The sequence below is a fragment of the Streptomyces roseifaciens genome (assembly GCF_001445655.1).
In the GTDB taxonomy this organism is placed as follows: domain Bacteria; phylum Actinomycetota; class Actinomycetes; order Streptomycetales; family Streptomycetaceae; genus Streptomyces; species Streptomyces aureoversilis.
Window position 1 is genome coordinate 3,588,397 of sequence record NZ_LNBE01000004.1, and the last position, 23,288, is coordinate 3,611,684.

A 23,288-nucleotide genomic window follows, 5' to 3' on the forward strand; every position below is an offset into this window, starting at 1 on the left:
TCTGCCGGTTCCCGGCGGGGGGCCTCACCGAGGTGAGGACCCCACGCCGAGCCTGGCGGAACTTATCCGAGGGAAACCCCTCAGAAATTACTTGGCCTTCTCGAGGATCTCGACGACGCGCCAGCGCTTGCTCGCCGACAGCGGACGCGTCTCCATCAGGAGGACGCGGTCGCCGACGCCGGCAGCGTTCTGCTCGTCGTGCGCCTTGAGCTTGTTCGTACGGCGGATGACCTTGCCGTACAGCGCGTGCTTGACGCGGTCCTCGACGGCGACGACGACGGTCTTGTCCATCTTGTCGCTGACGACGAGACCCTCACGGGTCTTGCGGAAACCGCGGTCGTTCGTCTCAGTCACATTCTTCTCGCTCATCAGGCGCTCTCCACCGTCTCGATGCCCAGCTCACGCTCGCGCATCAGGGTGTAGATCCGGGCGATGTCCTTACGGACGGACTTGAGCCGACCGTGGTTCTCAAGCTGCCCGGTCGCCGCCTGGAAGCGGAGGTTGAACAGCTCTTCCTTGGCCTCACGGAGCTTCGCGACGAGGTCCTCGTCGTTCAGCTCACGCAGCTCGGTCGCCTTGATACCAGCGGCCATCACGACTCACCTGCCTCGCGCCGAACAATGCGGCACTTCATCGGAAGCTTGTGGGCGGCGCGGGTGAGCGCCTCCTTAGCGACCTTTTCGTTCGGGAAGGACAGCTCGAACATCACCCGACCGGGCTTGACGTTCGCGATCCACCACTCCGGAGAACCCTTACCGGAACCCATGCGGGTTTCGGCCGGCTTCTTGGTCAGCGGACGGTCCGGGTAGATGTTGATCCACACCTTGCCGCCACGCTTGATGTGACGCGTCATGGCGATACGAGCGGACTCGATCTGACGGTTCGTCACGTAGGCCGGGGTCAGGGCCTGGATGCCGTACTCACCGAAGGCGAGCTCGGTGCCACCCTTGGCCATGCCGTTCCGCTTGGGGTGGTGCTGCTTGCGGTGCTTGACCCTGCGAGGGATCAGCATGTCGGTCAGGCCTCCGTTCCGGTGGACTCAGCCGGAGCAGCGGCAGCGGCCTCGGCCTTGGGGGCCTCGGCAGCGGCGTTCTGCTGCGGCTTGCGGCCGCGGCCGCCACGCTCGCCGCCACGGCCACCACGGGCCGGGCGCTCGCCGGCGCCACGGGACGGGCGGTTGCCCGCACGCGCCGCGGCGTTCTCGGCGCGGACCTCGGCGATGTTCTTGACGTCGCCCTTGTAGATCCAGACCTTCACGCCGATGCGGCCGAAGGTGGTCTTGGCCTCGAAGAAGCCGTAGTCGACGTTCGCACGGAGCGTGTGCAGGGGCACACGGCCCTCGCGGTAGAACTCCGAGCGGGACATCTCGGCGCCGCCGAGACGGCCACCGCACTGGATCTTGATGCCCTTGGCGCCGGCCTTCATCGTCGACTGCATGCTCTTACGCATGGCGCGACGGAAGGAGACGCGGGAGGACAGCTGCTCGGCGACGGCCTGGGCCACCAGCTGAGCGTCGACCTCGGGGTTCTTGACCTCGAGGATGTTCAGCTGGACCTGCTTGCCGGTCAGCTTCTCCAGCTCGCCACGGATGCGGTCGGCCTCGGCGCCACGGCGACCGATGACGATGCCCGGGCGGGCGGTGTGGATGTCAACGCGGACGCGGTCGCGGGTGCGCTCGATCTCAACCTTCGAGATACCGGCGCGCTCCATGCCCTTCGTCATCATGCGACGAATGGCAACGTCTTCCTTGACGTAGTCCTTGTACAGCTTGTCGGCGTACCAGCGGGACTTGAAGTCCGTGGTGATGCCGAGCCGGAACCCGTGCGGGTTAACCTTCTGGCCCATTACCGGGTTCCTTCCTTGCTGCTGACGACCACGGTGATGTGGCTGGTCCGCTTGCGGATCCGGTAGGCACGGCCCTGGGCGCGCGGACGGAACCGCTTCAGGGTCGGGCCCTCGTCCACGAACGCCTCGCTGATGTACAGCGACGAAGCGTCCGTGTGGTCGTAGTTGTGCGCGGCGTTGGCAATGGCGCTGTCCAGCACCTTGCCCACCGGCACGCTCGCGGCCTGCGGGGCGAAACGCAGGACCGCCTGAGCCTCCGTGGCGTCCATGCCACGGATGAGGTCCACCACGCGGCGGGCCTTCATGGGCGTGACGCGGATGTACCGCGCCTGGGCCCTGGCTTCCATGGTTGTCCCTTCGGTGTCAGTCATAGTCGTTCGCACCCCGCTTAGCGGCGCTTCGACTTGCGGTCGTCCTTGACGTGGCCGCGGAAGGTGCGGGTCGGCGAGAACTCGCCGAGCTTGTGGCCGACCATCGACTCGGTGACGAACACCGGGACGTGCGTCTTGCCGTTGTGCACCGCGAGCGTGTGGCCGAGCATGGCCGGCACGATCATGGAGCGACGGGACCAGGTCTTGATGACGTTCTTGGTACCAGCCTCGTTCTGAGCGTCCACCTTCTTGATGAGGTGTCCGTCGACGAAGGGTCCCTTCTTGAGACTACGCGGCATCTAAACCCGCTCCTAGCGCTTCTTGTTCGTCTTGCGGCGGCGGACGATGTACTTGTTGCTCGCCTTCTTGGGAGAACGAGTACGACCCTCCTTCTGACCCCACGGGGAGACCGGGTGGCGACCACCGGAGGTCTTGCCCTCACCACCACCGTGCGGGTGGTCAACCGGGTTCATCGCGACACCGCGGACGGTCGGGCGGACGCCCTTCCAGCGCATGCGGCCGGCCTTGCCCCAGTTGATGTTCGACTGCTCGGCGTTGCCGACCTCGCCGACCGTGGCGCGGCAGCGGACGTCGACCAGGCGGACCTCGCCCGACGGCATACGCAGGTGGGCGTACTGGCCCTCCTTCGCCAGCAGCTGCACGGAGGAACCGGCAGAGCGGGCGAACTTGGCGCCACCACCGGGACGGAGCTCGATCGCGTGGATCGTGGTACCGACCGGGATGTTGCGGAGCGGGAGGTTGTTGCCCGGCTTGATGTCGGCGCCGGGGCCGTTCTCAATCCGGTCGCCCTGGCTCAGCTTGGCCGGGGCGATGATGTAGCGCTTCTCGCCGTCTGCGTAGTGCAGCAGCGCGATGCGAGCGGTGCGGTTCGGGTCGTACTCGATGTGAGCGACCTTGGCCGGCACGCCGTCCTTGTCGTGACGACGGAAGTCGATCACGCGGTAGGCGCGCTTGTGGCCACCACCCTGGTGGCGAACGGTCACACGACCGGCGTTGTTACGGCCGCCCTTGCTGTGCAGGGGGCGGACCAGCGACTTCTCCGGCGTGGACCGCGTGATCTCGACAAAGTCGGCGACGCTGGAGCCACGACGGCCCGGGGTCGTCGGCTTGTACTTGCGGATACCCATTTCTCAGTCCTCGTCCGATTCCGGACGACTCGGACTCCTGGTTAGGAGACCGGGCCGCCGAAGATGTCGATACGGTCGCCCTCGGCGAGGGTCACGATGGCGCGCTTGGTGTTGGCGCGCTTGCCGAAACCGGTCTTGGTGCGCTTGCGCTTACCCTGACGGTTGATCGTGTTGACCCCGGTGACCTTGACCGAGAAGACCGCCTCGACGGCCTGCTTGATCTGGGTCTTGTTGGCGCGCGGGTCGACGATGAACGTGTACTTGTTCTCGTCCAGCAGCGCGTAGCTCTTCTCGGAGACAACCGGCTTGACCAGGAGGTCGCGCGGGTCCGAGAACGTCTTGCTGGTGACGACGGCCTCAGTCATCAGGCCTCGCTCCCTTCGGTCTCAACGGCCTTGGGGCCAGACACGAAGGACTCGAAGGCGGCCTGGGTGAAGACCACGTCGTCGGAGACGAGCACGTCGTACGTGTTCAGCTGGCCCGGCTCCAGGATGTGAACCTGGGGCAGGTTGCGGGCGGACAGCCACGCGGCCTCGTTGGAGCGCTCGACGACCAGGAGCAGGTTCTTCCGCTCGCTGATCTTGCCGAACAGGCTCTTGGCGGCCTTGGTGGACGCCGCACCCTCGACCACGTCGGAGACGACGTGGATGCGGGAGTGACGCGCGCGGTCCGAGAGGGCACCACGCAGGGCGGCGGCCTTCATCTTCTTCGGGGTGCGCTGCGAGTAGTCACGCGGCACGGGACCGTGCACGACGCCACCACCGGCGAACTGCGGCGCGCGGGTCGAACCCTGACGGGCGCGACCGGTGCCCTTCTGGCGGTACGGCTTCTTGCCACCGCCGCGGACCTCGCCACGGGTCTTGGTCTTGTGCGTGCCCTGACGGGCAGCGGCCAGCTGCGCGACGACGACCTGGTGGATCAGCGGAACGCTGACCTTCGCGTCGAAGATCTCCGCGGGGAGCTCGACGGTCCCGGCCTTGTCGCCTGCCGGCGAAAGGATGTCAATGGTGCTCATCGTTACCTCAGGCCCCCTTGGCCGCGGTACGGACCAGGACGAGGCCGCCGTTCGGACCAGGAACCGCACCCTTGATCAGGAGCAGGCCCTTCTCCGCGTCAACGGCGTGGACGGTCAGGTTCTGGGTGGTGACCCGCTCGTTGCCCATGCGGCCCGCCATGCGGAGGCCCTTGAACACACGGCCCGGGGTGGCGCAGCCACCGATGGAACCGGGGGAGCGGTGCTTGCGCTGGGTGCCGTGCCCGGCGCCGAGGCCACGGAAGTTGTGACGCTTCATGACACCGGCGAAGCCCTTGCCCTTGCTCTTGCCGGTGACGTCAACCTTGACGCCCGACTCGAACACGGCAGCGGTGATCTCCTGGCCGAGCGTGTACTCGCTGGCGTCAGCGGTACGCAGCTCCACCAGGTGGCGGCGCGGGGTGACGTCGGCCTTGGCGAAGTGACCCTTGAGGGGCTTGTTCACCTTGCGCGGGTCGATCTCGCCGAAGGCGATCTGGACCGACTCGTAGCCGTCGCTGTCGTTGGTGCGGACCTGGGTGACGACGCAGGGCCCGGCCTTGACGACGGTCACCGGGACAACCCGGTTGTTCTCGTCCCAGACCTGGGTCATGCCGAGCTTCTCGCCCAGGACGCCCTTAATGTTCTTAGCCATCTCGCGCGTCACCTCAGAGCTTGATCTCGATGTCGACGCCCGCCGGCAGGTCGAGACGCATGAGCGAGTCAACCGTCTTCGGCGTGGGGTCGAGGATGTCGATGAGGCGCTTGTGCGTGCGCATCTCGAAGTGCTCGCGCGAGTCCTTGTACTTGTGCGGCGACTTGATGACGCAGTACACGTTCTTCTCAGTGGGCAGCGGCACCGGGCCCGCGACCGACGCACCAGTGCGCGTCACCGTCTCGACGATCTTCTTCGCCGAGGAGTCGATGACCTCGTGGTCGTAGGCCTTGAGCCGGATGCGGATCTTCTGTCCCGCCATGGCTACTCAGTAGTCCTGTCTCTCGTAACGCTCTGGGACTCGGCCGGCTGCGCCCGGAATCGCTTCCGAACGCGGTCTCTCCCCACTCCACCTCCGACCCACGCGGTCGGGCGTGTCGCGCCCCTTCCAGCAGATTTCCCTAAGGAAATTCCCTGGTGAAGGGGGTTGTGGGGGAAAGACACCCACCGAGCGCCTGGCTGGGGCCCCGCTGACACTTCCCGGAAGATTCCCGTACTTCCGCCTCTGACAAGAGGCGACGAGTACTGCGGGACTCGCTTCCAGTCCTCCCGGCGGGAGGCGCGCAGCATCGGCACTCAACCGAGCAACCTGAACAGTGTGCCATACGTGCCCGAAGAGGCGCCAATCGCGGCCGAAGACGGTACCCCGACCGGCTCAGTTGTCAAACCACCTCGCCGACATACGGGACACTATGGCTCTTACACCTCGACCGCCGCTCGGGCCCCCCAGGTCACCTGCCACAAGTCTGCCGGACGCCGAGAAATCCGCACTTTGCCGGGGTTTGCCGCGGCCCCGGGCAACCGCCGCGCTCCCCCCGTCGTCCCCTAACACGCCGGGGCAGCAGGGGACCGCGCGCTGCACAACGGGACGGAGTCATGTAGTTGAACATCTCACAGCACATGGTGATATCCCGCCGGACCGCGCTCGCCGGCCTGGCCGCCGCCACGGCGGCCGTCGCGGCGGGGTGCAGCGGAGGGGACGGCAAGAAGCCCAAGGCCTCCCCCAGCCCCATAAGAGCTGTGGACCCCAGCGCCACCCAGTCCTTCACCAACACCGGGAACTCCCTGCTGCTGCAGGTCATGGCGCACCCCGACGACGACCTGTACTTCATGAGCCCCGACGCCGAGCACATCGTGCGGGCCGGGGTCCCCGTCGTCTCGGTCTACGTCACGGCCGGTGAGGCCGTGGGGCAGAACTGGATCGAGGGCATGCCCAAGACCAGGCCCGACAAGGCGGCCTACTCCTCCGCGCGCCACCAGGGCCTGCGCCAGGCGTACGCCGAGATGATCGGCCTGGACCGGTTCACGGCCTGGCGGAAGTCCGTCCTGGACCTGGGCGGCGGCGTGCAGGCCGAGACGAACGAGCTCACCAACGGCAGGCGCAAGGCCCAGCTGATCTTCCTCAACATCGCCATGCTCTCGGCCGGCGAGATGCGGCTGCCCCTGCTGTGGGAGCGGCCCGAGGGCCAGATGCAGTCCCTCGTCGCCACCGGCTCGCCGTGCACGTCCTCCAGCACCTACCGGCACGGCACGCTGGTGGACGCCCTCGCCGCGATCATGGACCGGTTCCGGCCCACCGTGGTCCACACCATGGACCCGGACCCCGACTACCAGGTCCACGACGCCACCCACCCCAAGGACAACGACTACGGGGCCTGCTCCGACCACCGCGACCACACCCCGACCGCGCTCTTCACCTGGAAGGCGCTCTCCCAGTGGGTGGCCGACACCACCAAGCGCGAGGGCCACCCGCCCCGCTTCGTGACCACGTCCTTCCGCGGGTACTACAACCAGCGCTGGCCGCACAACCTCCCGCCCGAGGTCATAGAGCAGAAGCACCGCCTGGTCGAGGCGTACGGCGGCGACCCCGCGTGGGAGTGCGGCAACCCCGCCGGCTGCGGCGACTACGGCCAGGGCGGCGACCGCCCGATGAAGAACCGCAAGGGCTGGATCCGCTCCACCCACTACCGCTACCAGGGCCCCACCACCGCACTGGGCACCGACAAGGCCGGCCGCCTGGAGGCCTTCGGCGTGCTGGGCACCCAGGCCGTGCGCTGGCAGGAGACCTCCCCCGGCAGCGGCCGCTGGAGCGAGCCGCAGAACCTCGGCGGCGGGCCCCTGGCGCCCACCCTCACGGCCGTGCAGGACTCCGAGGGACGCCGGCTGCTGTTCGCCCTGCGGTTCTCCGCCCTCACCGGGCAGGGCCGCCCCGACACCCGCGAGATCGTGGTCCTGGAGCAGCGCTCCCCCGGCGGCCCCTTCAAGGCCTGGACCGGCCTGGGCAACCCCGAGCAGCGCCCCGACCGCGGCCGCCGCGTGGGCGTGCCGGCCGCCGTCGCCGCCCCGGACGGGCGCGTGCACCTCTTCGTCCGCAACGCGGGCAAGGGCGTCTCCGGCCGGGTGCGCGAGGCCGACGGCACCTGGGGGAAGTGGCAGAGCCTGCACGGGCAGGAGATCCAGGACGGCCTCACCGCCGTGCTGGACGGGGAGCAGCGCGTCCACGTCTTCGGCACGGGCCGCGACACCGTTCACCACTGGACGCAGGACGAGCCGGGCAAGCCGGTCCGCTACGCGCCCCTGAAGGGCCTGCCGCAGCCGGGCGGGCTACCTGGTGCGGCGCTCGGCCCCGAGGGCGCCCTGGCCCTCGTCTACCGCTCCCCCGCGGCCGTCGAGCCGGTGGTCCACACCTTCACGCCGGGCTCCGAGGAGATCCGCACCGCCGAGCTGCCGGACTTCGCCGGCTACGGGCCGCTCTCCGCGCACACCCTGCCCGTCCGGGGCGGGCAGGACGCGGTGATGGTGCTCGGGCGGGCGGTGAACGGCGAGATACAGCTCATCGACGGCTCGGGCGACTCCGAGCCCGTGCGCTCCGACGCGAGGCTCGTGCCCGTGGGCACCTCCGCGATGACCACGGACGCCGGCCACCGGCTGTGCGTCGCCGGGATGAGCCCGGACGCGCGGCCGTGGATCTGGCGCCCGGAGCTCCCGCACACCTGATGCGGCCGTACGGCGTTCACCCGTACAGCTGATTCCGTCCGTACGGGCGCATGCGAGAAGGCCCCGCACATCCGAGGATGTGCGGGGCCTTCTCAGACCTTCAAGCAAGCAGACTTACTTGTTGATCTTGGTGACCTGGCCGGCGCCGACGGTGCGGCCGCCCTCACGGATGGTGAAGCGCAGGCCCTCCTCCATCGCGACGGGCTGGATCAGGGAGACGGACATCTCGGCGTTGTCGCCGGGCATGACCATCTCGGTGCCCTCGGCGAGGGTCACAACACCGGTCACGTCAGTCGTACGGAAGTAGAACTGCGGACGGTAGTTGTTGAAGAACGGGGTGTGACGGCCACCCTCGTCCTTCGACAGGATGTAGGCCGTGGCCTCGAACTCGGTGTGCGGGGTGACCGAACCCGGCTTGATGATGCACTGGCCGCGCTCGACGTCCTCGCGCTTGATGCCACGGAGGAGCAGACCGACGTTCTCACCGGCCTGGCCCTCGTCGAGCAGCTTGCGGAACATCTCGATGCCGGTGACCGTGGTGGTGGTCTTCTCGGTCTTGATGCCGATGATGTCGACGGTCTCGTTGACCTTCAGGACACCACGCTCGATACGACCGGTGACGACGGTGCCACGACCGGTGATCGTGAAGACGTCCTCGATCGGCATCAGGAACGGCTTGTCGACGTCACGCTCGGGCTGCGGGATGTTCTCGTCGACAGCCTTCATCAGGCCGAGGAGCTTCTCGCCCCACTCCTTGTCGCCCTCGAGCGCCTTGAGCGCCGAGACCTGGACGACCGGAGCGTTGTCGCCGTCGAACTCGTACTCGTTGAGGAGCTCACGGACCTCGAGCTCGACGAGCTCCAGGATCTCCTCGTCGTCCACCATGTCGGCCTTGTTCAGGGCGACAACGATGTACGGAACGCCGGACTGGCGGGCCAGGAGCACGTGCTCCTTGGTCTGCGGCATCGGACCGTCGGTCGCGGCGACCACGAGGATCGCGCCGTCCATCTGGGCGGCACCGGTGATCATGTTCTTGATGTAGTCCGCGTGACCCGGGCAGTCAACGTGGGCGTAGTGACGCGACTCGGTCTGGTACTCGACGTGCGCGATCGAGATGGTGATACCGCGCTGACGCTCCTCCGGGGCCTTGTCGATCTCGTCGAAAGGCGTGAAGGGGTTCAGGTCCGGGTACGCGTCGTGCAGCACCTTGGTGATCGCCGCGGTAAGAGTGGTCTTACCGTGGTCGACGTGACCGATGGTGCCGATGTTGACGTGCGGCTTAGTCCGCTCGAACTTCGCCTTCGCCACTGGGGTCCTCCTGGGGAGTGGTTCTGTACGCCTGGATTGGGTCGGCGCCAGGGATCTTTGCTGGGGTGCCGTCCGCCGGGGCACACCGCCACGGTTTGCGGTGGTATGCCCCGACAGTCGGTGTCAAGCCTAAAGCGTGAGCTTCGTCTGTGGAGACGGAGCTGATTACTCGCCCTTGGCCTTCGCGATGATCTCCTCGGCGACGTTCCGCGGAACCTCGGCGTAGGAGTCGAACTGCATCGAGTAGCTTGCGCGACCCGAAGTCTTGCTGCGGAGGTCTCCGACGTAGCCGAACATCTCCGACAGCGGAACCAGGCCCTTGACGAGCTTGGCGCCGTGACGGTCCTCCATGGCCTGGATCTGGCCACGGCGGGAGTTGATGTCACCGATGACATCACCCATGTAGTCCTCGGGGGTGGTGACCTCGACGGACATCATCGGCTCGAGCAGAGCCGGAGACGCCTTGCGAGCACCCTCCTTGAACGCCATGGAACCGGCGATCTTGAACGCCAGCTCGGAGGAGTCGACGTCGTGGTAGGCACCGTCGAGCAGCGTCACCTTGACGCCGGTCAGCGGGTAGCCGGCCAGAACACCGAACTCCATGGCCTCCTGGCAACCCGCGTCCACGGACGGGATGTACTCCCGCGGGATGCGGCCACCGGTGACCTTGTTCTCGAACTCGTAACCGTCGCCCTCGAGGGGCTCGATCGCCATCTGCACCTTGGCGAACTGGCCGGAACCACCAGTCTGCTTCTTGTGCGTGTAGTCGATGCGCTCGACGGCCTTGCGGATCGTCTCGCGGTACGCGACCTGCGGCTTGCCGACGTTGGCCTCGACCTTGAACTCACGCTTCATACGGTCGACCAGCACGTCGAGGTGCAGCTCGCCCATACCCGCGATGATGGTCTGGCCCGTCTCCTCGTCCGTGTGGACCTGGAAGGACGGGTCCTCCTCGGCGAGACGCTGGATCGCGACGCCGAGCTTCTCCTGGTCGCCCTTGGACTTGGGCTCAATGGCGACCTGGATGACCGGGGCCGGGAAGTCCATCGACTCGAGGATCACCGGGTTCGCGGAGTCGCAGAGGGTCTCACCGGTGGTGGTCTGCTTCAGACCCATGACGGCGACGATGTCACCGGCACCCACCGACTCGATCTCCTCACGCTTGTTCGCGTGCATCCGGTAGATCTTGCCGATGCGCTCCTTCTTGCCCTTGACGGAGTTCTGCACCTGGGTGCCCGCCGTCATGCGGCCCGAGTAAACCCGGACGAAGGTGAGCTTGCCGAGGTGCGGGTCGCTCATGATCTTGAAGGCAAGGCCGGCGAACGGCTCGTCGTCGGACGGCTTGCGCTTCACGACCTCGTCGGCGTTGTTGACCGCGTGGCCCTCAACGGCCTCGATGTCCAGCGGCGACGGCAGGTAGCGGACCACGGCGTCGAGCAGGGGCTGAACGCCCTTGTTCTTGAACGCGGTACCACAGAACACCGGGGTGACGGTGACGGAGTCGCCGCCGCCCTTCGACGCGAGGGTGATGCGGCGGATGGCCGCCATCAGCTGCTCCTCGGTGGGCTCCTGGCCCTCGAGGAAGAGCTCCATCATCTCTTCGTCGTTCTCGGCAACGCCCTCGAGGAGCTTGCCGCGCCATTCCTCGGCAGCCTCGATGTGGGTGTCCGGGATGTCGACGACGTCGTACATCTCGCCCTTGGCGGCCTCGGCGGACCAGACCAGCGCCTTCATCTGGACGAGGTCGACCACGCCCTTGAAGTCGGCCTCGGTGCCGATCGGCAGCTGCATGACCAGCGGAACCGCACCCAGGCGGTCGACGATCATGTCGACGCAGCGGTGGAACTCGGCACCCGTACGGTCCAGCTTGTTGACGAAGCAGATGCGCGGCACGCCGTAGCGGTCCGCCTGACGCCAAACGGTCTCGGACTGGGGCTCGACACCGGCAACGCCGTCGAACACCGTCACGGCACCGTCGAGCACGCGCAGCGAACGCTCCACCTCGACGGTGAAGTCGACGTGGCCCGGCGTGTCGATGATGTTGATCGTGTGATCGACGTCGTTCAGCGGCCAGTGGCAGGTGGTGGCAGCAGAGGTGATCGTGATGCCACGCTCCTGCTCCTGCTCCATCCAGTCCATCGTGGCAGCGCCGTCGTGGACCTCACCGATCTTGTACGAAACACCGGTGTAGAACAGGATCCGCTCGGTGGTGGTCGTCTTGCCCGCGTCGATGTGGGCCATGATCCCGATGTTGCGGACCTTGGCCAGGTCAAGCGAAGTGGTGGCCATATGGCTCAGTCTTCTCTCGGTTCTCGATGGGGGTAGCGACTACCAGCGGTAGTGCGCGAAGGCCTTGTTGGACTCGGCCATCTTGTGCGTGTCCTCACGCTTCTTGACCGAAGCGCCGAGGCCGTTCGAGGCGTCCAGCAGCTCGTTCATGAGGCGCTCGGTCATGGTCTTCTCGCGACGGGCGCGGGAGTAACCGACCAGCCAGCGCAGCGCCAGGGTGGAGGCGCGGCCCGGACGGACCTCGACCGGCACCTGGTAGGTGGCGCCACCGACGCGGCGGGACTTGACCTCGAGAGCCGGCTTGACGTTCTCGAGAGCGCGCTTGAGGGTGATGACCGGGTCGTTACCGGTCTTCTCGCGCAGACCCTCCATGGCGCCGTACACGATGCGCTCGGCGGTGGAGCGCTTGCCGTGCAGGAGGATCTTGTTGATCAGCGACGTCACCAGAGGGGAGCCGTAAACCGGGTCGATGATGACCGGGCGCTTCGGGGCGGGGCCCTTACGAGGCATTCTTACTTCTCCTTCTTGGCGCCGTAGCGGCTGCGAGCCTGCTTACGGTTCTTGACGCCCTGCGTGTCGAGGGAACCGCGGATGATCTTGTAGCGAACACCCGGCAGGTCCTTCACACGGCCACCGCGCACGAGCACGATGGAGTGCTCCTGCAGGTTGTGACCCTCACCCGGAATGTAAGCGGTGACCTCGATGCCGGAGGTCAGGCGCACACGCGCGACCTTACGGAGCGCCGAGTTCGGCTTCTTCGGGGTGGTCGTGAAAACACGCGTGCAGACGCCGCGGCGCTGGGGCGAACCCTCGAGTGCGGGCGTCTTGTTCTTCTCGACCTTGTCCTGCCGGCCCTTTCGGACCAGCTGCTGGATCGTAGGCACCGTTTCTCCGGTTTCTGTGATCTCGATAAAACTAACCTGGCAACCCGCCGACCCACGCGGTCGGGCGTGTCGAAGGCTGCAGACCCCTACCGATGCTGGAAAGGGCGCAGAATTCGGTGTCTTCGACCGCTTCGGACCGAGAAGATCCGAGAGGTCCGGTCTCCCGCACGGACTGTGGGCACGCACGAGAGCCCAGGGACACCCCAGGCACAAGGTCAGAGCCTACCTAGCGCATGGGCTGCGGTCAAAACAAATGCACACGCGGAGGACACCCCGATGTGCTGCATATGTCACGTTTTGCCGGAGCCGCAGGCGCTTGATGTCGCGCGTATGGGTGAAATCACGCGGCCGGCCCTCCCCCGGTACGCCGCAGGGCGGCCACCCCGGTGGGGTGACCGCCCTGTGGACGTACCGCTTGCGACTTACTGGTTGTACGGACCGTAGTCGTAGTCCTCCAGCGGGACCGCCTGGCCGGAGCCGGTGCCGAAGGGCGAGTAGTCGATGTCGTCGTAACCGACGGCCGAGTACATCGCGGCCTTGGCCTCCTCGGTGGGCTCCACCCGGATGTTGCGGTAGCGGGACAGGCCCGTACCGGCCGGGATGAGCTTACCGATGATGACGTTCTCCTTGAGGCCGATCAGGGAGTCCGACTTGGCGTTGATCGCCGCGTCGGTGAGCACCCGGGTCGTCTCCTGGAAGGACGCCGCCGACAGCCACGACTCGGTGGCGAGCGAGGCCTTGGTGATACCCATCAGCTGCGGACGGCCGGAGGCGGGGTGACCGCCCTCGGTGACCACACGACGGTTCTCGCCCTCGAAGCGCGAGCGCTCCACGAGCTCGCCCGGCAGCAGCTCCGCGTCGCCGGACTCGATGATCGTCACGCGGCGCAGCATCTGCCGGATGATGATCTCGATGTGCTTGTCGTGGATCGACACGCCCTGCGAGTTGTAGACCTTCTGGACCTCGCCGACCAGGTGGACCTGGACGGCGCGCTGACCCAGGATGCGCAGCACGTCGTGCGGGTTGGTGGCACCCACGGTGAGCTTCTGGCCCACCTCGACGTGCTCGCCCTCGCTGACCAGCAGACGGGCGCGCTTGGAGATCGGGAACGCCGTCTCCTCGCTGCCGTCGTCCGGAGTGACGACGATCTTCTTGGTCTTCTCGGTCTCCTCGATGCGGATGCGGCCGGCCGCCTCCGAGATCGGGGCGACACCCTTGGGCGTACGAGCCTCGAAGAGCTCGACGACACGGGGCAGACCCTGGGTGATGTCGTCACCGGCCACACCACCGGTGTGGAAGGTACGCATCGTCAGCTGGGTACCGGGCTCACCGATGGACTGGGCGGCGATGATGCCGACCGCCTCACCGATGTCGACCAGCTTGCCGGTGGCCAGCGAGCGGCCGTAGCAGAAGGCACAGGTGCCGACCGCGGACTCACAGGTCAGGACCGAGCGGGTCTTGACCGTCTCCACGCCGTGCGCGACGAGCTGCTCGATGAGCACGTCACCGAGGTCGACGTTGGCCGGCGCGATGACCTTGCCGTCGATGACGACGTCCTCGGCCAGCATGCGGGCGTAGACGCTCGTCTCGACGTCGTCGGTCTTGCGCAGGACACCGTCGGCGCCCTTGGTCGCGATCGCCAGCTTGAGGCCGCGCTCGGTGCCGCAGTCCTCCTCGCGGATGATCACGTCCTGCGAGACGTCCACCAGACGACGGGTCAGGTAACCCGAGTCGGCGGTACGCAGGGCGGTGTCCGCGAGACCCTTACGGGCACCGTGGGTGGAGATGAAGTACTCCAGCACGGTGAGACCCTCACGGAACGACGCCTTGATGGGTCGCGGGATGGTCTCGTTCTTCGCGTTCGACACCAGACCACGCATACCGGCGATCTGTCGCATCTGCATCATGTTTCCTCGGGCACCCGAGTCAACCATCATGAAGATGGGGTTCGTCTTGGGGAAGTTCGCGTTCATCGCCTCGGCAACCTCGTTGGTCGCCTTGGTCCAGATCGCGATGAGCTCCTGCGTGCGCTCGTCCTTGGTGATCAGACCGCGCTCGTACTGCTTCTGGACCTTCTCGTCCTGCGCCTCGTAGCCGCGGACGATCTCCTTCTTGGCCTCGGGGACCACGACGTCGGAGATGGCCACGGTGACGCCGGAACGGGTCGCCCAGTGGAAGCCGGCCGCCTTCAGGTTGTCGAGCGTCGCCGCCACGATGACCTTGGGGTAGCGCTCGGCCAGGTCGTTGACGATCTCGGAGAGCTGCTTCTTGCCCACCGAGTAGTCGACGAACGGGTAGTCCTCGGGCAGCAGCTCGTTGAAGAGCGCGCGGCCCAGGGTGGTGCGCAGGCGGAAGGTGTCGCCCTGCTGCCACTCCGGCTCGCCCTCCTCGGCGACCGGGGGAACCCAGCCGCGCGGGGGAACGGTGCCGATCGGGAAGCGGATGTCGACCTTCGCCTGGAGCGAGAGCTCACGGGCGTCGAACGCCATGATCGCCTCGGCGACCGAGCCGAAGGACCGGCCCTCGCCGATGACCTTGCGCTCTTCCTCGTCGGTGGTGAGGAAGAACAGACCGAGCACCATGTCCTGGGTCGGCATGGTGACCGGACGGCCGTCGGCCGGCTTGAGGATGTTGTTCGAGGACAGCATCAGGATGCGGGCCTCGGCCTGCGCCTCCGCGGAGAGCGGCAGGTGGACGGCCATCTGGTCACCGTCGAAGTCCGCGTTGAACGCGGTGCAGACGAGCGGGTGGATCTGGATGGCCTTGCCCTCGACCAGCTGCGGCTCGAAGGCCTGGATGCCGAGGCGGTGCAGGGTGGGCGCACGGTTCAGCAGCACCGGGTGCTCGGCGATGACCTCTTCGAGGACGTCGTACACCACGGTGCGGCCGCGCTCGACCATGCGCTTGGCCGACTTGATGTTCTGCGCGTGGTTCAGGTCGACCAGGCGCTTCATCACGAACGGCTTGAAGAGCTCCAGCGCCATGGCCTTGGGCAGACCGCACTGGTGCAGCTTCAGCTGCGGACCGACGACGATGACGGAACGGGCCGAGTAGTCGACTCGCTTGCCGAGCAGGTTCTGACGGAATCGACCCTGCTTGCCCTTCAGCATGTCGCTGAGGGACTTCAGCGGGCGGTTACCGGGACCGGTGACCGGGCGACCGCGGCGGCCGTTGTCGAACAGCGCGTCGACGGCCTCCTGCAGCATCCGCTTCTCGTTGTTCACGATGATCTCGGGGGCACCGAGGTCAAGGAGACGCTTGAGGCGGTTGTTGCGGTTGATCACACGGCGGTACAGGTCGTTCAGGTCGGAGGTCGCGAAGCGGCCACCGTCCAGCTGCACCATCGGACGCAGGTCCGGCGGGATCACGGGGATGCAGTCCAGCACCATGCCGCTGGGGCTGTTGCGGGTCTGCAGGAAGGCGGAGACGACCTTGAGGCGCTTGAGCGCACGGGTCTTCTTCTGGCCCTTGCCGGTCCGGATGATCTCGCGGAGGCGCTCGGCCTCCTCGTCGAGGTCGAAGGACTCCAGGCGCTTCTGCAGCGCGGCGGCGCCCATCGCACCCATGAAGTAGGTGCCGAAGCGGTCGCGCAGCTCGCGGTAGAGCAGCTCGTCGCCCTCGAGGTCCTGGACCTTGAGGTTCTTGAAGCGGTTCCAGACCTCGTCGAGACGGTCGATCTCGCGCTGCGCACGGTCGCGCAGCTGCTTCATCTCACGCTCGGCGCCCTCGCGCACCTTGCGGCGCACGTCGGCCTTGGCACCCTCGGCCTCGAGCTCGGCCAGGTCGGCCTCGAGCTTCTTGGCACGGGCCTCGAGGTCGGCGTCACGGCGCTGCTCGATCTGCTGGCGCTCGACGGAGACGTGGGCCTCCAGCGAGGGCAGGTCGCGCGTGCGGCGCTCCTCGTCCACCCACGTGATCATGTAGGCGGCGAAGTAGATGACCTTCTCGAGGTCCTTCGGGGCGAGGTCGAGCAGGTAGCCCAGCCGCGACGGAACGCCCTTGAAGTACCAGATGTGGGTGACGGGAGCGGCCAGCTCGATGTGGCCCATCCGCTCACGGCGCACCTTGGCGCGAGTGACCTCGACGCCACAGCGCTCACAGATGATGCCCTTGAAGCGGACACGCTTGTACTTGCCGCAGTAGCACTCCCAGTCCCGGGTCGGACCGAAGATCTTCTCGCAGAAGAGTCCGTCCTTTTCGGGCTTCAGGGTGCGGTAGTTGATGGTCTCCGGCTTCTTGACCTCGCCGTGGGACCAGGTTCGGATGTCGTCCGCGGTCGCCAGGCCGATCCGCAGCTCGTCGAAGAAGTTGACGTCGAGCACTGTTCGTCAATCCCTCTTTCAGGGTCGTGTCTTCATCAGTGGTCTGAGGGGGTCCGGGGACGACCGGGGCCTCACAGGGAGGCCCCGGTCAGACCCGTCAGACCTCTTCGACGCTGCTCGGCTCGCGCCGGGACAGGTCGATACCGAGCTCTTCCGCAGCGCGGAAGACGTCCTCGTCCGTGTCGCGCATCTCGATGGACATGCCGTCCGAGGACAGCACCTCCACGTTGAGGCAGAGGGACTGCATTTCCTTGATGAGCACCTTGAAGGACTCGGGAATGCCGGGCTCGGGGATGTTCTCGCCCTTGACGATGGCCTCGTAGACCTTCACGCGGCCGGTCACGTCGTCGGACTTGATGGTCAGCAGCTCCTGGAGGGCGTATGCGGCGCCGTAAGCCTCGAGCGCCCACACCTCCATCTCACCGAAGCGCTGGCCACCGAACTGAGCCTTACCACCCAGCGGCTGCTGGGTGATCATGGAGTACGGGCCGGTCGAACGGGCGTGCAGCTTGTCGTCGACCAGGTGGTGCAGCTTGAGGATGTACATGTACCCGACGGAGATCGGGTCCGGGAACGGCTCGCCGGAGCGGCCGTCGAACATCCGGGCCTTGCCGGACGGGAGCACCATGCGCTCGCCGTCGCGGTTCGGGATCGTGGACTCGAAGAGACCGGCGATCTCGTCCTCGCGGGCGCCGTCGAAGACCGGGGTCGCGACGTTGGTGCCCGGCGCGACGTCGTCGGCGCCGATGGCCTGCAGGCGCTTCATCCAGTCCTCGTCGCCCTCGACCTTCCAGCCGCGGCTGGCGAGCCAGCCGAGGTGGATCTCGAGGACCTGTCCCGGGTTCATTCGGGACGGGACACCGAGCGGGTTGAGGATGATGTCGACCGGGGTGCCGTCCTCGAGGAACGGCATGTCCTCGACCGGGAGGATCTTGGAGATGACACCCTTGTTGCCGTGACGGCCGGCGAGCTTGTCACCGTCGGTGATCTTGCGCTTCTGGGCGACGTAGACGCGGACCAGCTGGTTCACGCCCGGGGGAAGCTCGTCCCCCTCCTCGCGGTCGAAGACGCGGACGCCGATGACCTTGCCGATCTCGCCGTGCGGGACCTTCAGCGAGGTGTCACGGACCTCACGGGCCTTCTCACCGAAGATCGCGCGGAGCAGGCGCTCCTCCGGGGTCAGCTCGGTCTCACCCTTCGGGGTGACCTTGCCGACCAGGATGTCGCCGGCGACGACCTCGGCACCGATGCGGATGATGCCGCGCTCGTCGAGGTCGGCGAGGACCTCCTCGGAGACGTTCGGGATGTCCCGGGTGATCTCCTCCGGGCCGAGCTTGGTGTCACGGGCGTCGACCTCGTGCTCCTCGATGTGGATCGAGGAGAGGACGTCGTCCTGGACGAGGCGCTGCGACAGGATGATCGCGTCCTCGTAGTTGTGACCCTCCCACGGCATGAACGCCACGAGCAGGTTCTTGCCGAGGGCCATCTCGCCCTCGTCCGTGGACGGGCCGTCGGCGAGGACCTGGCCGGCGATGACGCGGGCGCCCTCGTCGACGACGACCTTCTGGTTGAAGGACGTGCCCTGGTTGGAGCGCGAGAACTTCGCGACCCGGTAGGTGTTGTACGTGCCGTCGTCGTTGGCCACCGTGACGTAGTCGGCGGAGACCTCCTGGACGACACCGTCCTTCTCGGCCTTGATGACGTCACCGGCGTCGACCGCGCAGCGGTACTCCATGCCGGTGCCGACCAGCGGCGCCTCGGCCTTGATCAGCGGAACGGCCTGGCGCATCATGTTCGATCCCATGAGCGCGCGGTTGGCGTCGTCGTGCTCGAGGAACGGGATCATGGCGGTCGCGACCGACACCATCTGGCGCGGGGAGACGTCCATGTAGTCGACGTCGTCGCCGGCGATGTAGTCGATCTCGCCGCCACGGCGGCGGACCAGCACGCGGGCCTCGGCGAAGCGCATGTCCTCGGTGAGGGCGGCGTTCGCCTGGGCGATGACGAAGCGGTCTTCCTCGTCGGCAGTCAGGTAGTCGACCTCGTCCGTGACGACACCCTCGACGACCTTGCGGTACGGGGTCTCGACGAAGCCGAACGCGTTGACGCGGCCGTAGGAGGCGAGCGAGCCGATCAGACCGATGTTCGGGCCTTCGGGCGTCTCGATCGGGCACATGCGGCCGTAGTGCGACGGGTGAACGTCACGGACCTCGAAGCCGGCCCGCTCACGGGAGAGACCACCCGGGCCCAGCGCCGACAGACGGCGCTTGTGGGTCAGACCCGACAGCGGGTTGGTCTGGTCCATGAACTGCGACAGCTGGCTGGTGCCGAAGAACTCCTTGATGGAGGCGACGACCGGCCGGATGTTGATCAGGGTCTGCGGCGTGATCGCCTCGACGTCCTGGGTGGTCATCCGCTCGCGGACGACGCGCTCCATACGAGCCAGACCCGTGCGGACCTGGTTCTGGATGAGCTCGCCGACGTTGCGCAGACGACGGTTGCCGAAGTGGTCGATGTCGTCGGTCTCGACGACGATCGAGGTGCCGTTCTCGCCGACCGTCTCCTGCTCACCGGCGTGCAGCTTGACCAGGTACTTGATCGTCGCGATGACGTCGTCCGTGGTCAGCACACCGGCGTCGAGGGGGGCCTCCGCGCCGAGCTTCTTGTTCACCTTGTAGCGGCCGACCTTCGCGAGGTCGTAGCGCTTGGGGTTGAAGTAGAGGTTCTCGAGCAGCGTCTGCGCGGCCTCACGCGTCGGGGGCTCGCCCGGGCGCAGCTTGCGGTAGATGTCGAGCAGCGCGTCGTCCTGGCCCTGGGTGTGGTCCTTCTCCAGGGTGGCGCGCATGGACTCGTACTCGCCGAACTCCTCGAGGATCTGCTCGGTGGTCCAGCCGAGAGCCTTCAGGAGGACGGTGACGGACTGCTTGCGCTTGCGGTCGATGCGGACACCGACCATGTCGCGCTTGTCGACCTCCATCTCCAGCCAGGCACCCCGGGACGGGATGATCTTGGCCGTGAAGATGTCCTTGTCGGACGTCTTGTCGATGGAGGAGTCGAAGTAGACGCCGGGCGAGCGGACCAGCTGCGAGACGACGACACGCTCGGTGCCGTTGATGCAGAAGGTGCCCTTGTTGGTCATGAGCGGGAAGTCGCCCATGAAGACCGTCTGAGACTTGATCTCACCGGTCTCGTTGTTCGTGAACTCGGCGGTGACGAAGAGCGGGGCCGCGTACGTGAAGTCGCGCTCCTTGCACTCGTCGATCGAGTTCTTCGGGGGCTCGAAACGGTGGTCGCGGAAGGTCAGCGACATCGACCCGGAGAAGTCCTCGATCGGGGAGATCTCCTCGAAGATCTCCTCCAGACCGGACTTGGTGGGGACGTCCTGACCAGACTCCAGCGCAGCCTCGACGCGAGCCTTCCAGGCGGCATTGCCGAGCAGCCAGTCGAAGCTCTCGGTCTGCAGCGCAAGGAGGTTCGGAACCTCGAGGGGCTCCTTGATCTTCGCAAAAGAGATGCGCAGCGGGGCGGTGCTGGCGCCGTTGTTCGTATTGGCAGTCGAGGCGTTGCGCGAGGCGGCCAAGAGGGGGTCCTTCCGAGGGCTCGGACTCACTACGCGCGTACCGGCCCCACTCCGTGCATCGATAAGAAATCCCAGGTCAGCGGGTTTCCATCAGCAGTGCTCGACAGTGGGCATGCCCCTGGTGACGGGCAGGGAGCAGCTAACAGGCAGCGCAAAGGGTCAGTGTAGCCACTTGGCCCACTGATGTCCAGAGCGGATATGCGGAGACCGGTGCGATACCAATCTCTCCCTCCGGGATCCTGTTGTCCCTCGCTGTGCGGCGGACGCCTGCAGGCATCGCCTGACGCAAGACTTCCCAGTTCGCCTTCGATCCATGCCTCGGACGGTGGACCGATGTGGCGACGCGTCCTGAGAATTGCGCGCCCCGTCGCGTTCGTCAAGGCCCACGACCCCTCCGGGAGGGCAACGAAGATCACCATACTCGCCCCCGGGACGTGCTCCGCGCAGCCGTCCGGGGAAACGCCGAAGGGCGACCACCCGCATGGGTGATCGCCCTTCGACTACCGGCTACCGCCGGCGGAAAGAGTCAGACGACTCGTGAGGTCACTTGACCTCGACGGAGGCGCCGGCGCCCTTGAGGGCCTCGGCGGCCTTCTCCGCGGCGTCCTTGGCGACCTTCTCGAGGACCGGCTTCGGGGTGCCGTCGACGAGGTCCTTGGCCTCCTTCAGGCCCAGGGAGGTCAGCTCACGGACGACCTTGATGACCTGGATCTTCTTGTCACCGGCGGCGGTGAGGATGACGTCGAACTCGTCCTTCTCCTCGACCTCGGCGGCAGCGGCGCCACCAGCGGCACCGGCGACCATGACCGGCGCGGCAGCGGCGGCGGTGACGTCGAACTTCTCCTCGAACGCGGACACGAAGGCCGCGAGCTCGATGAGGGTCATCTCCTCGAACTGCGCGAGCAGCTCGTCCTGGGTCAGCTTCGCCATGATGGCGGTCCTTCCACTAAATCGGCAGGTGCCGTGATGTACATGTCGGCGGGCGTACGGCCCGCTGCGACCGGTGCCGGGTGGCACCGATCAATGCGCGAGCCGAATTACTCGGCACCGCCCTGCTCGGCGAGCTTGGCGCGCAGCGCGTCCGCAGTGCGGACGAGCTTCGTCGGCAGCGCCTGGAAGAGCGAGGCAGCCTGGGACTGCTTGCCCTTCATGGCACCGGCCAGCTTGCTGAGCAGAACCTCGCGGGACTCGAGGTCCGCAAGCTTCTTGATCTCATCAGCGGAGAGCGCCTTACCGTCAAGGACACCGCCCTTGATGATGAGGTTCGGGTTCTCCTTGGCGAAGTCACGGAGACCCTTCGCCGACTCCACCGGGTCACCGGTGACGAAGGCAACGGCCGTCGGGCCAGCGAAGAGCTGGTCCTCCAGCGTGATCCCGGCCTCACGGGCCGCGATCTGGGTCAGCGTGTTCTTCACCACGGCGTACTGGGCGTTCTCACCGAGCGAACGACGCAGCGTCTTGAGCTGCGCCACGGTGAGACCGCGGTACTCGGTCAGCACAGCGGCGTTCGAGCTACGGAACTTGTCCGTCAGCTCGGCAACCGCAGCAGCCTTGGCGGACGTCGCCATGAGCCTCGGCCTCCTTCCGGGTGATTCGGGACCGCTACGCGAAGGGACCTGGGCAAAACGAAACGCCCCGGCACAGGTGCTCGGGGCGTAACTCGACCGCTTCGACCCGAAGTCGTCGCGGGAGTGCTTCCTCAAATCACCTGCGCAGGTCGCCCGCAGCTAGCGGATCCTTCGGCCACCACACCCCTTTGCAGAGGCACAGCAACGACCAGCGGTCTTTGGCTTCTGCAAGAAGGTACGTGAAGGGGGTGCCCGGAGGCAAATCGGCCCCCGGGCGGTGGTTTCCCCGCAGGTCAGGAGGACAGCGACGGGGTGTCGCCGGTCTCCTTCATCTTCTTGAGCTTCTCCAGCAGGTCGACGGTCTGGTCCGCCGGAGGCGCCTGGACGTCGGCCTTGGCACCGAAGTCGGAGAGGTTCTGGGTGATCTCCATCCGGCCCTTGGTGGTGTCCATGTTCATGACCAGCTTCACGGGGAGGTCGTCGGAGTTCACCCAGACGTCCATGTCGTACTGCGTGACGCCGGCCTGCTTGATGGAGTCCAGCAGCTGCTGCCGGTCCTTCTCGTCGAGGCCCTCGAGGCTCTTGTTGGACTTCACGGCCTCGTCCGCGCTGAGCGTGCCCTTGTAGTGCCGGGCCTGCTTGCCCTCGACCGTCTCCTCGCCGACCAGCTTGACGTTGGGCGACTCCTTGAGCAGCGCCATCTGCTTGGCCGGGTCCTGGCTCTGGCTCTGCCCGCCGCCCATGAGCTGCTGGAGGGCCTTCGAGTCGCCGCCGGACTCCTTGGCCATCTCCGCGAGGTCGATCTTGAGCCAGCGCTTGCCGTCGTTCTTGGCGGCGGCCTCCGGGCCCACGTCCGTGTACGTGACGCTGCCGATCGTGATGGACCGGGCCTCGGCGGGGGCGCCGTCCTTGCCGGGCAGCCCGGCGCCGGTCATGCGCTGGTCCACGACGCTGGGATCCCAGCCCATGACGCCGGAGGACTCCAGGGTCACGGGCTGATCGCCGAGCCCCGGCATCTTCATGGTCATTTTGAACCTGGCCGACTTCACCGACTGCGTCTTCTTGAAGGCCGCGTTGACGGCCTCGGCCGCCACGCCCGCCGCCGCCGGCTTCTCCGCCTTGCCGGAGGCCCCTGAGGCGCCCTTGTCGCCCTTCTCGTCGCCGCCGCAGGCCGTGACACCGGCCAGCAGGGCCACGGTCGTCACGGACAGGCCCAGGCGCTTCCAGGTGGACTCGTGCATGTCCTTGC

21 protein-coding genes are annotated in these 23,288 nt (G+C 66.8%); 1 reads left to right on the forward strand and 20 read right to left on the reverse strand.

What is annotated here, in order from left to right:
- Positions 1-87: 87 nt before the first annotated feature.
- The 11 genes from rpsQ to rpsJ are packed head-to-tail and all read right to left on the reverse strand — an operon-like array spanning position 88 to position 5,353.
- Positions 88-369, reverse strand: coding sequence for a 30S ribosomal protein S17 (rpsQ, locus tag AS857_RS33180; RefSeq protein ID WP_058046824.1), 282 nt, complete (start codon positions 367-369; stop codon positions 88-90).
- Positions 369-593 carry a 50S ribosomal protein L29 gene (gene rpmC, locus AS857_RS33185; RefSeq protein WP_030368408.1) on the reverse strand — a complete coding sequence of 75 codons (225 nt, stop codon included), beginning with the start codon at positions 591-593 and terminating at the stop codon, positions 369-371. Before rpmC ends, rpsQ begins: the two co-directional genes overlap by 1 nt.
- On the reverse strand, positions 593-1,012 hold the full coding sequence (rplP, locus tag AS857_RS33190) for a 50S ribosomal protein L16 (RefSeq protein WP_030368409.1): 420 nt from the start codon (positions 1,010-1,012) through the stop codon (positions 593-595). The genes rpmC and rplP overlap by 1 nt, the downstream gene beginning before the upstream one ends.
- A 5-nt stretch (positions 1,013-1,017) precedes the next feature.
- Positions 1,018-1,845 carry a 30S ribosomal protein S3 gene (gene rpsC, locus AS857_RS33195; RefSeq protein WP_058046825.1) on the reverse strand — a complete coding sequence of 276 codons (828 nt, stop codon included), beginning with the start codon at positions 1,843-1,845 and terminating at the stop codon, positions 1,018-1,020.
- Positions 1,845-2,192 carry a 50S ribosomal protein L22 gene (gene rplV / locus AS857_RS33200; RefSeq protein ID WP_031012097.1) on the reverse strand — a complete coding sequence of 116 codons (348 nt, stop codon included), beginning with the start codon at positions 2,190-2,192 and terminating at the stop codon, positions 1,845-1,847. Before rplV ends, rpsC begins: the two co-directional genes overlap by 1 nt.
- Before the next feature lie 41 nt (positions 2,193-2,233).
- On the reverse strand, positions 2,234-2,515 hold the full coding sequence (gene rpsS / locus AS857_RS33205; RefSeq protein ID WP_004950443.1) for a 30S ribosomal protein S19: 282 nt from the start codon (positions 2,513-2,515) through the stop codon (positions 2,234-2,236).
- A 12-nt stretch (positions 2,516-2,527) separates the two neighbouring features.
- The gene (rplB, locus tag AS857_RS33210) at positions 2,528-3,364 is read right to left on the reverse strand and encodes a 50S ribosomal protein L2 (RefSeq protein ID WP_058046826.1); all 837 of its coding nucleotides are present in this window, start codon (positions 3,362-3,364) and stop codon (positions 2,528-2,530) included.
- A gap of 41 nt (positions 3,365-3,405) precedes the next feature.
- A complete protein-coding gene (gene rplW, locus AS857_RS33215; protein ID WP_058046827.1) occupies positions 3,406-3,729 on the reverse strand; it encodes a 50S ribosomal protein L23 in 324 nt (107 codons plus the stop codon).
- The gene (rplD, locus tag AS857_RS33220) at positions 3,729-4,379 is read right to left on the reverse strand and encodes a 50S ribosomal protein L4 (RefSeq protein ID WP_058046828.1); all 651 of its coding nucleotides are present in this window, start codon (positions 4,377-4,379) and stop codon (positions 3,729-3,731) included. Before rplD ends, rplW begins: the two co-directional genes overlap by 1 nt.
- A 7-nt stretch (positions 4,380-4,386) precedes the next feature.
- Positions 4,387-5,031, reverse strand: coding sequence for a 50S ribosomal protein L3 (gene rplC / locus AS857_RS33225; RefSeq protein WP_030368416.1), 645 nt, complete (start codon positions 5,029-5,031; stop codon positions 4,387-4,389).
- 13 nt (positions 5,032-5,044) lie between these two features.
- On the reverse strand, positions 5,045-5,353 hold the full coding sequence (gene rpsJ / locus AS857_RS33230; protein ID WP_003948644.1) for a 30S ribosomal protein S10: 309 nt from the start codon (positions 5,351-5,353) through the stop codon (positions 5,045-5,047).
- Positions 5,354-5,973: 620 nt separating this feature from the next.
- Between rpsJ and AS857_RS33235 the strand changes: the two genes are divergently transcribed.
- The gene (locus tag AS857_RS33235) at positions 5,974-8,088 is read left to right on the forward strand and encodes a PIG-L family deacetylase (RefSeq protein WP_245700600.1); all 2,115 of its coding nucleotides are present in this window, start codon (positions 5,974-5,976) and stop codon (positions 8,086-8,088) included.
- Between the two features lie 114 nt (positions 8,089-8,202).
- Here the strand turns inward: AS857_RS33235 and tuf are convergent, their stop codons facing one another.
- The 9 genes from tuf to AS857_RS33280 all read right to left on the reverse strand — a co-directional run bounded on the left by tuf (position 8,203) and on the right by AS857_RS33280 (position 23,280).
- Positions 8,203-9,396 carry an elongation factor Tu gene (tuf, locus tag AS857_RS33240; protein WP_058046830.1) on the reverse strand — a complete coding sequence of 398 codons (1,194 nt, stop codon included), beginning with the start codon at positions 9,394-9,396 and terminating at the stop codon, positions 8,203-8,205.
- Positions 9,397-9,561: 165 nt separating this feature from the next.
- Entirely contained in the window at positions 9,562-11,685 is a 2,124-nt protein-coding gene (fusA, locus tag AS857_RS33245) for an elongation factor G (RefSeq protein ID WP_058046831.1), read from the reverse strand.
- 39 nt (positions 11,686-11,724) lie between these two features.
- Positions 11,725-12,195 (reverse strand): 30S ribosomal protein S7, encoded by a 471-nt coding sequence (gene rpsG, locus AS857_RS33250; RefSeq protein WP_004950419.1) that lies wholly within the window; start codon positions 12,193-12,195, stop codon positions 11,725-11,727.
- Positions 12,196-12,197: 2 nt separating this feature from the next.
- Positions 12,198-12,569 carry a 30S ribosomal protein S12 gene (gene rpsL / locus AS857_RS33255; protein WP_003948652.1) on the reverse strand — a complete coding sequence of 124 codons (372 nt, stop codon included), beginning with the start codon at positions 12,567-12,569 and terminating at the stop codon, positions 12,198-12,200.
- Positions 12,570-12,991: 422 nt separating this feature from the next.
- Positions 12,992-16,891, reverse strand: a complete 3,900-nt coding sequence (locus tag AS857_RS33260; RefSeq protein WP_058046832.1) for a DNA-directed RNA polymerase subunit beta' — start codon at positions 16,889-16,891, stop codon at positions 12,992-12,994.
- Positions 16,892-16,988: 97 nt separating this feature from the next.
- Positions 16,989-20,471, reverse strand: a complete 3,483-nt coding sequence (gene rpoB / locus AS857_RS33265) for a DNA-directed RNA polymerase subunit beta (RefSeq protein ID WP_058046833.1) — start codon at positions 20,469-20,471, stop codon at positions 16,989-16,991.
- 543 nt (positions 20,472-21,014) lie between these two features.
- Positions 21,015-21,401: a 50S ribosomal protein L7/L12 gene (rplL, locus tag AS857_RS33270; protein WP_058046834.1), complete on the reverse strand. Its 387-nt coding sequence runs from the start codon at positions 21,399-21,401 to the stop codon at positions 21,015-21,017.
- Positions 21,402-21,508: 107 nt separating this feature from the next.
- On the reverse strand, positions 21,509-22,039 hold the full coding sequence (gene rplJ / locus AS857_RS33275; RefSeq protein ID WP_058046835.1) for a 50S ribosomal protein L10: 531 nt from the start codon (positions 22,037-22,039) through the stop codon (positions 21,509-21,511).
- Between the two features lie 293 nt (positions 22,040-22,332).
- Positions 22,333-23,280: an SCO4651 family lipoprotein gene (locus tag AS857_RS33280; RefSeq protein WP_058046836.1), complete on the reverse strand. Its 948-nt coding sequence runs from the start codon at positions 23,278-23,280 to the stop codon at positions 22,333-22,335.
- Positions 23,281-23,288: the final 8 nt, after the last annotated feature.